This window comes from Treponema sp. (genome assembly GCF_045657965.1).
Lineage (GTDB): Bacteria > Spirochaetota > Spirochaetia > Treponematales > Treponemataceae > Treponema_D.
In genome coordinates this window covers 1-8,819 of record NZ_JAZOUG010000326.1, presented here as the reverse complement: position 1 = coordinate 8,819, position 8,819 = coordinate 1, and the positions used below count along the sequence as shown (strand labels likewise).

Annotated in this window: 10 protein-coding genes; 8 read left to right on the top strand and 2 right to left on the bottom strand. The window is 37.3% G+C overall.

Annotated features, from left to right (window positions below; genetic code table 11):
* The 8 genes from ACKI5B_RS12415 to ACKI5B_RS12380 form a co-directional block, all read left to right on the top strand.
* On the top strand, positions 1–336 hold a 336-nt coding region (locus ACKI5B_RS12415; RefSeq protein ID WP_486401677.1), incomplete at its 5' end, for a hypothetical protein.
* Positions 320–1,729 carry a cobyrinic acid a,c-diamide synthase CobB gene (locus ACKI5B_RS12410; protein ID WP_407429237.1) on the top strand — a complete coding sequence of 470 codons (1,410 nt, stop codon included), beginning with the start codon at positions 320–322 and terminating at the stop codon, positions 1,727–1,729. The genes ACKI5B_RS12415 and ACKI5B_RS12410, both read left to right, overlap by 17 nt.
* 13 nt (positions 1,730–1,742) lie before the next feature.
* Positions 1,743–4,052, top strand: coding sequence for a cobyric acid synthase (locus ACKI5B_RS12405; protein ID WP_407429235.1), 2,310 nt, complete (start codon positions 1,743–1,745; stop codon positions 4,050–4,052).
* A 3-nt stretch (positions 4,053–4,055) separates the two neighbouring features.
* On the top strand, positions 4,056–4,811 hold the full coding sequence (gene cobM / locus ACKI5B_RS12400; protein WP_407429233.1) for a precorrin-4 C(11)-methyltransferase: 756 nt from the start codon (positions 4,056–4,058) through the stop codon (positions 4,809–4,811).
* A 1-nt stretch (position 4,812) separates the two neighbouring features.
* Positions 4,813–5,346, top strand: coding sequence for a histidine phosphatase family protein (locus tag ACKI5B_RS12395; RefSeq protein ID WP_407429231.1), 534 nt, complete (start codon positions 4,813–4,815; stop codon positions 5,344–5,346).
* Positions 5,300–6,307, top strand: coding sequence for an adenosylcobinamide-phosphate synthase CbiB (gene cbiB, locus ACKI5B_RS12390; protein WP_407429229.1), 1,008 nt, complete (start codon positions 5,300–5,302; stop codon positions 6,305–6,307). The genes ACKI5B_RS12395 and cbiB overlap by 47 nt, the downstream gene beginning before the upstream one ends.
* 428 nt (positions 6,308–6,735) lie before the next feature.
* A complete protein-coding gene (locus ACKI5B_RS12385) occupies positions 6,736–7,350 on the top strand; it encodes a CatA-like O-acetyltransferase, family 2 (protein ID WP_407429227.1) in 615 nt (204 codons plus the stop codon).
* 2 nt (positions 7,351–7,352) lie between these two features.
* Entirely contained in the window at positions 7,353–7,892 is a 540-nt protein-coding gene (locus tag ACKI5B_RS12380; RefSeq protein ID WP_407429225.1) for a DUF1697 domain-containing protein, read from the top strand.
* 6 nt (positions 7,893–7,898) lie between these two features.
* On the opposite strand, the gene ACKI5B_RS12375 is transcribed toward ACKI5B_RS12380, so the two are convergent.
* Entirely contained in the window at positions 7,899–8,000 is a 102-nt protein-coding gene (locus tag ACKI5B_RS12375) for a Rid family hydrolase (protein ID WP_407429223.1), read from the bottom strand.
* 21 nt (positions 8,001–8,021) lie between these two features.
* Positions 8,022–8,669, bottom strand: a complete 648-nt coding sequence (locus ACKI5B_RS12370) for a LysE family transporter (RefSeq protein ID WP_407429221.1) — start codon at positions 8,667–8,669, stop codon at positions 8,022–8,024.
* Positions 8,670–8,819 lie beyond the last annotated feature (150 nt).

Sequence of the window (8,819 nt, the reverse complement as noted above, 5' to 3'; positions counted from 1 at the left end):
CACAATGAAGCATTAAGTTTTTTAAAAGAAGCAGAATATCCTCTTCCGACACATGCTTTTATTGGCGGAAGCAGGGGAAATCTTTATGAAATTATCCGGCTTCTTCTTGAAAAAAATCCGGAAATTAAGATTACTGCAAATTTTATAAGTCTTGAAAACCTGTGTGAAATGCAGAAGGTTTTAAAAGAGTTTGAATCGAAAATTTCTGAGCCTGAAATAAAGCAGATTTCTGTAAATAAGGCAGAAAAAATCGGGGATTTTAATTTAATGAAGGCACAGAATCCTGTATGGATTGTAAGTTTTAAAGGAAAGGCGGGCAATGAATATACAAAATAAGTCACAAATTTTCAACGCTCCAAGGATTATGATTGCTTCTCCTTCAAGTTCATCAGGAAAAACTACATTTACCTGTGCTTTACTTCATCTTCTTAAAAAACGCGGGAAAAATCCTAAGGCTTTTAAAACGGGACCGGATTATATCGACCCTCTCTTTCATGAACGGGTTTTAGGCGTTCAGTCGGATAATCTGGACAGTTTTTTTTGTACAGAAAAACAGATTAATGAGATTTTTTACAGAAATCCTTTAAAAAATCCGGATTTGGTTTCGGTGGTTGAAGGTGCCATGGGGCTTTTTGACGGGCTTGCAGGTAAATCAATTTCTGCTTCAAGTTATGATATTGCCCGGATTACCAGAACTCCTGTTTTACTTTTAATTGATGCCGGCGGAATGGGGCATTCAATTGTGCCGCTTATAAAAGGTTTTCTGAATTATGATGAAAAAAATTCCGGCAGTAATGAAAATTTTATCAGGGCTGTTTTTTTAAATAAATGTTCTAAAGGGCAGTTTGATTTACTGAAGCCTCAGATTGAAGAAGAATGTAAAATAAAAGTAATCGGTTTTTTGCCGGAAGATTCTGAAAACTCCTGGAAAAGCCGTCATTTAGGTCTGATTCTGCCGTCTGAAATACAGAATCTTCAGGAACAGATTTCAAAAACCGCGCAGATTCTTGAAGAAACGCTGGATTTTAATGAATTTGAAAAAATAATTAATGAATGGTCAGGTAATTATTCTGATTGTGAACAAATTCTGCAGAATAAAACTTATCTGCATAAAGCAGAATGTTCTGAATCATTAAAAATTGCCGTGGCTCAGGATGAAGCATTCTGTTTTTATTATCATGAAAACCTGCGTTTTTTAGAAGAATCAGGGGTAAAACTGGAATTTTTTTCGCCTTTACACGATTCTGCTCTTCCTTCCGGAATTCAGGCTCTTTTGCTTGGAGGCGGTTACCCTGAATTATATGCAGAAAAGCTTGAGAAAAATGAGTCTATGCGTTTTTCAGTAAAATCTGCCGTTAAAAATGGAATTCCGGTTTTTGCAGAATGCGGCGGCTTTATGTATTTACAGGAAAAGCTTGTAACCAAAGAGGGCTTATCTTTTGAAATGTGTTCGGCTGTAAAGGGGGAGTGCCGTTATACCGGAAAGCTGGTGCGTTTTGGGTATGCTGCCTTTACACAGAATCAGAATCCGGCCTGTACTGTTAAAGGTCATGAATTTCATTATTTTGACAGTTCAAACAATGGAGAGGCTTTTACTGCTCAAAAACCGCTTTCTACCCGTTCATGGAAGTGTATGATTCAGAGCGAAACAATGCTTGCAGGTTTTCCTCATTTGTATTACCGTTCCTGCCCGGATCTTATACTGTCAAATTTATTTCAAAACCATTAAGATATTGTCCAATATGAATCAGCTTGAATTTAATTCGGTTTCAGTCGGCTATAATTCAAATTCTCTGCACGAGCCTTTTTCTTTTTCTTTCATGGAAGGCGAAATTATTTCCTTAATCGGTCCGAATGGTTCTGGAAAAACTACAATTCTTAAAACTCTTATTAAAGAACTTCCGCCTGTAGAAGGAAAAATTGTTCTCTCTGGTAAAGATTTAAATGACTTTTCTCAAAAAAATCTTGCAAAAAATATATCTGCTCTTCTTACGGTGCCTGTAAAACCTGAGCTTATGAGCTGTTATGATGTTGTATCGGGCGGGCGGTATCCATATACAGGACATTTTGGAAATCTTAATGACGAAGATAAAAGTCAGATTGAAAGTGCAATAAAACTTGTAAAAGCGGAAGAATTTGCCCTGAAAAATTTTATGGAAGTAAGCGACGGTCAGAAGCAGAGGATTTTATTCGCCAGGGCTTTGTGTCAGAATCCAAAAATTCTTGTTTTAGATGAACCAACTTCCTTTCTTGATATTCACTGGCGTCTTGAGCTGTTTAAGATTTTAAAAAATTTGAGTAAAAAAGGCATTACAATAATGCTTTCCCTGCATGAACTTGATCTTGCTTTAAAAATTTCAGATAAAATTCTTTGTACCGGTAAAAATAAAATTACATACCTTTCAAAACAGGAAGGTGAATGTAAAAATCAGATAAAAGAACTTTATGAATTAAATGACGTTTTTTTTGAAGAAGAACCGGTATATTCTGAGCTTATAAAAAAATTCTGTGAAAATCTGACGGCTGAGCCGGTCATTGAAAAAAATAGTTTTTCCGGTAATTCAATAATGGTTCAGGGGACGATGTCTAATTCCGGGAAAAGCTTTATTACGGCGGGGCTCTGCCGGATTTTTGTTCAGGACGGATTTTCTGTTGCGCCGTTTAAATCTCAGAATATGGCCCTTAATTCTTATATTACAGATGAAGGGCTTGAAATGGGGCGTGCTCAGGCTATGCAGGCAGAAGCGTGCGGAATAGAGCCGAGTGTGTTAATGAATCCGGTTCTGCTTAAACCTGTAACTGACGTCGGGAGTCAGGTGATTGTGAAAGGTGAAGTTATGAAAAATATGAGTGCCCGCGATTATTTTTCATTCAAAAAAACACTTGTACCTGTAATAAAAGAGTCGTATGAAAAACTTGCTGAAGAACATGAGATTATAGTTCTTGAAGGAGCAGGAAGTCCTGCAGAAATAAACCTCCGCGAAAATGACATTGTAAACATGGGAATGGCAGAACTTTCGGATTCTCCGGTTCTGCTTGTTGCAGATATTGACAGGGGCGGGGTTTTTGCCCAGCTTGTCGGTACACTTGAACTTCTTACTGTTAACGAACGTTCGCGCATAAAAGGACTTATAATAAATAAATTTCGTGGTGACAAATCAATTTTAGACAGCGGAATTAAGATTCTTGAAGAAAAAACCGGGATACCGGTTCTCGGATGTGTGCCTTATATAAAAATTACACTGGATGACGAAGATTCTTTGTCTGAAAATTTAAACATCTTAACAAAGTTTCAAGCTGATTCCGGAAAAATTCAGATTGCAGTTATAAAACTTCCTCACATTTCAAATTTCACTGATTTTATTCCGCTTCAAAATCTTTCAGATGTAAATATTTATTATGTTAGTAAACCCGAAGATTTAGGTTTCCCGGATGCAATAATTATTCCTGGAACGAAAAATACATTTAAAGATCTTGAATGGCTGAAAGAATCAGGACTTGCAGATAAAATTAAAGACTTAGCTCAAAAAAGAATACAGATTTTAGGAATCTGCGGAGGATTTCAAATACTTGGAGAATGTATTTCAGGAACAGAAAGCGAAGGGGAAGAGCAGAAAAAAGAGGGACTTTCTCTGCTTCCGGTAGAAACTGTTTTTTCTAAGCAGAAAACGCGGACCAGAGTTTCCGGCCTTACTTCTGATGGGATTCCTGTTTCCGGCTATGAAATTCATATGGGCGAAACGAAATTTGTAAATGAAAATACAGGAGCATATTTTTCTGAAATTTCTGATTCAATTTCCGGAAAAAGCAAAAAAGAGGGTGCTGTAAAAGAAAATGTTTCAGGCACATACATTCACGGGATTTTTGATGAATTTGATTTCACCGAAAGTTTTGTAAAGAAGCTTGCAAAAGTAAAGGGAATTGAAATTCAGGAAATAGAGCGGAATGAAAATTTTAAAGAAAGTCAGTATAATCTGCTCGCAGACACTTTAAGAGAAAATCTTGATATAAATAAAATCTATAAAATTATGGGAATAAAAAAGGATATATAAAAAATGATATATTTTATAGGTGCAGGTCCAGGAGATGTAGAACTTATTACAGTAAAAGGACAGAAAATTCTTAAAAAAGCTGATGTTGTCATTTATGCAGGCTCACTGGTAAATCCGGATTTGCTAAAATACTGTAAAACCGGTACCAGAATTTTTAACAGTGCTCAGATGACTCTTGAGGAAGTTCTTGAAGTAATAAAATCTTCTGATTCAGAAAATAAAACTGTTGTACGTCTGCATACAGGAGATCCCTGCCTTTATGGTGCAATCCGTGAACAGATGGATGAACTTGATAAAATGAACTTAAAATATGAAAGTATTCCCGGTGTCAGTTCATTTTGTGCAGCCGCTTCTTCTCTAAATCTTGAATATACACTGCCTGATGTAAGTCAGACTGTAATTATTTCCCGTCTTCAGGGAAGAACTTCTGTTCCGGAAAAGGAAAGTCTTCGTTCACTTGCTTCTCATAATGCCACTTTAGTGCTTTTTTTAAGCTCCGGGATGACAGAAAAAGTCCGGGAAGAGCTGCTTCAATCAGGAATTAAGGGGCAGACTCCTGCAGCCATTGTTTATAAAGCCAGCTGGAAAGAAGAAAAAAAAGTAATATGTACTGTAGAAACCCTTTCAAAAGCTGCACAAGAAAATAATATTTCAAAAACGGCTTTAATTATAATCGGGGAGGTTGTTTCAAAAACAAATTATTCCCGTTCAAGATTATATGCGCCGGATTTTTCAACAGAATTCAGAAAGGCAAAATAAAATGGAAATATTCCTGTTCAGACATGGAAAAACTTCTGCAAATGAAAAATCTCTTTATTGCGGTAAGACAGATCTGGAATTATCAGAAAAGGGGAGAGAAGAATTATTAAAAAAGCCGGTTCCTGATATTTCAAACTGTAAGATATATACCAGCGGCTTAAAACGCACTGTTCAGACTCTTGAAATAATGTATCCTTCTCTTGCATCATCTGCAGTAACGGAAACGGCTTTTCAGGAAATTGATTTTGGTGATTTTGAAATGCATTCTTATGAAGAACTTAAAGGTAAAAAAGAATATCAGGAATGGCTTAAAAATTCATTTGAAAATCCCTGTCCTGGCGGGGAAAGTTATATAAATTTTAAGGAAAGAGTAAAAAAGGCTTTTGAAAAATTAATTTATAACGAACGGTCGTTTGTAATATTTACACATGGAGGGGTAATTTCGGTTATTTTAGAATATCTGTACCCTGACGAACGGAAGTCATTTTATGAAAAACAGCCTGATTTTGGGGATTTTATCAAAATTGAACTCTGATTATCTTTATACAAACCACATAATTTTATCAACTCTTGCAGGTTTTTTGCTTGACTGTTTTCTTGGAGATCCTCATTTTTTTCCTCATCCCGTAAAATTTATGGGAAAACTGATTTCTTTTTTAGAACTTAAGCTGAATAAAGCTGATAATACTCCGGGACTTCAGAGGTTAAAAGGTCTTTTTCTTGTAAATACAGTGATTTTTTTAAGCTTTGCAGTTTCGTTTTTTATTCTTCTGGTGTGCAGAAAAATAAATTTTTTTCTTTTTTTTACTGTTGAATCAGTGATGTGTTATCAATGCATAGCAGCCCGAAGTTTGTGCCATGAAAGCATGAAAGTTTATAAATTTCTTTCAAAAAATGACATTGAAAATGCTCGTGAGGCAGTTTCTATGATTGTAGGCCGTGATACAGATATTCTTGATAAAAAGGGAATTGCAAAAGCTGCTGTAGAAACTGTTGCAGAAAATACAAGTGACGGGGTAGTTGCTCCTTTATTTTACATGGTTATTTTTGGCCCAATCGGAGGAATGATATACAAAGCTGTAAATACAATGGATTCAATGATTGCTTATAAAAATGAGAGGTTTAGAAATTTTGGTTTTTTTGCGGCAAAGCTGGATGATATTTTGAATTTTATGCCTGCAAGAATTTCTGCTGTTTTTATGATTTTTGTTTCCTTAATTCCAGGATTTAATTTTACCGGAGCACTAAAAATCTTTGTGCGTGACAGGTATAAACATGCAAGTCCAAATTCAGCACAGACGGAAAGTGTATGTGCAGGCTCGCTGAATATTCAGCTCGCCGGAGACACTGTGTATGGCGGCGTTGTAGAGAAAAAAGAATTTATTGGCGATAACAGTCAGGAAATAAGGGTAAGAGATATAATAAAAGCAAATATGTTAATGTATATGACTTCAATTTTGTTTGAAGCAGTTTCTGTTTTTGTGATATTACAGTAAAAAAGAAATCCAGGCAGGAGCGGCTGGCTGTGTATGGGCGAACCTTGCTGTCTGCTACGGCTACGTGTTCCGGGATTTTTCCTTTGAGGCTTTTCTTCTGCAACGAAGTAGGCTTTCCGTCTTTTGCAATTGCAAGTTCAGCCTTAGAAAACATCACGTGCCCGATAATCTTTCCGTCAACTTCCATAACAAGCGAAAGCTCGGGAATAAAATCGGGATTGTCCCTGAAGCAGTGCAGAACATAATGCTCCGTACAGCCAGGATGATATACGTTTCAGAGCGACTCTCTGGTCAGAGTTTCAACTGTCCTAAAATCGCGCGGCTCTTCCACGCGGATTGTAAAATTTGAGTTCATGTTTATCTTAATTTTAGCACGAAACGAGACTTATTTCAGTGTTTTGAGAGTGATTTATTGATATAATATAACCATGATAACCGAAATAAATCCTGAAGAAACAACAAGAGCCACTGCCTTCAAAATGTGGATGACTTCTCCTATGCCGATGGTTACTCTTGTAAAAACAATTGATGTGAGCAAGCTTGTGAAGACAGCACGGCGGCGAGGACTTAAGTTCAACATGCTTTTGTGCTGGTGCATAGGAAAGGCGGCGGGCAAGATTGAAGAGTTTTATACGCTGCCGGTGCAGGGCAAATTCCTTCGTTACGATAAAATTGCTGTTAATGTAATTGTGCAGAATAAAAACGGTGGAATTAATTCCTGTGATATTCCTTTTTCTGAAAATCTTGAGCAGTTTAATCGCGATTATATTGAGCTTACTGAAAAAGTGGCTGAAGACTGCAAAAGTATTTTCAATGAAGATTACATGATAGTCGGAACTTCGGCCATGATTCAGACTGAACTTGACTGCATAGTAAATCAATATACCGATAAATTTGCAAATCCTATGGTGCTCTGGGGGAGATATCATAAAGGTCTTTTTAAGACGACTCTGCCAATTTCATTTCAGTTTCATCATGTTCAGATGGACGGCGGACACGGAGCTCGCTTTCTGGAAGAATTGCAGAAGAGCGTGAGAGAGTAAAGGTGACCAGATTCATTGCACTCCTTCGCGGAATTAATATCAGCGGTAAAAATAAGATCTCAATGCCTGAATTAAAGACCGCTTTTGTTGAGGCTGGCTATGTTGATGTCTGTACATATCTGAACAGCGGGAACGTGATTTTTTCTTCTGACGAATCTGATACTGTAACACTGTCTGCCCAGATAAAAGAACTAATTGCGCAGAAGTTTTCTCTGGAAATCCCAGTTTTTGTGATTTCTCAGACAGAATTGTGCTCGCTGCTGGAAAAGGCACCTGACTGGTGGGGAAGTGACGATAAGGCTGTGTACGACAATCTGATTTTTGCAATTCCTCCGCACCAGATAGAAACTGTAGCAGAGAAAATCGGTGAGCCGAGTGCAGAACTTGAGAAGATTGAAATCTCTGGAAATGCTGCATTCTGGTCATTTGACCGAAAACTGTACGCAAAGGCTGCCTGGTGGAAAAAGACGGCTTCTGCCGGAATTGTAGAAATGATTACAATTCGTACTGCGAATACTTTGCGTAAGATTGTGGAGATGTAATTAGGTTTACTCTACAACAGCTACAGCTTCTATTTCTACGAGGGCACCTTTAGGCAGGGCGGCTACTTCAAAGCAGCTGCGGGCAGGTTTTGTTTCGATTGTTTTCATTAATTAATCCTCCTGATTTTTCTATTTGAAGAACGAAATCACAAGACTTACCGCACACAGTATGAGTGATAAAGACATAACTATATTGACAGTTTTCTTATGATTCGAGAATAAACGCTTTAGACTTAGTCCTGCAAAAAGCCAGACAAGATTTGCTACAGGGCCGGTGAATGGTAAAAAAAGTCCAACAGCCAGAATCGGAAGAAAGGTTCTGTTGTATGGAAGCACAAACGAAGTTATAGCTGTAAGGCACATAAGCATGATTTTTACATTTGTGAGCTGAACAAGTACTCCAGTAAGAAAATGCTGGAAAAATGATTTTTCTGATGAGTTGATGCTTGGAGATTTTTCTTCATCATTCTTTTGTTCTGATTTGTTGTTATGTCCTACAAGAATATGAATTGCAAGATAAATTAAATATGCAGCTCCAACAAATGAAAGATACTGTACTTTGTCGTTTAGCGCAGTTCCTAAAAAATACGAAACAAAAACTGAAATGATTGATACGATAAAAAATCCTGTGAAAATACCAATCCATTGTTGAAAAGCGGCTTTTTTCCCTTCCTGAAGAGATGTTGAAAGAGAGCAGATGTTTGCAGGTCCCGGAGTTATAGCAGAGATATAGCAGTAAAACAAAAACGAAGGCAGAATTTCAATCGGAATCGGCATGTATTTCTCCTGTTCTATGGTCTGAAAGTTCTTAATGCGGTGATAGTGCGTCCGATTAAATCGTCGAGTTCCCAGCCGAGTAATTCAGCTCCGCGTTCAATTACTTCGCGTGAACAGCCTGCGGCAAAGTTTGCTGACTTGTACTTTTTC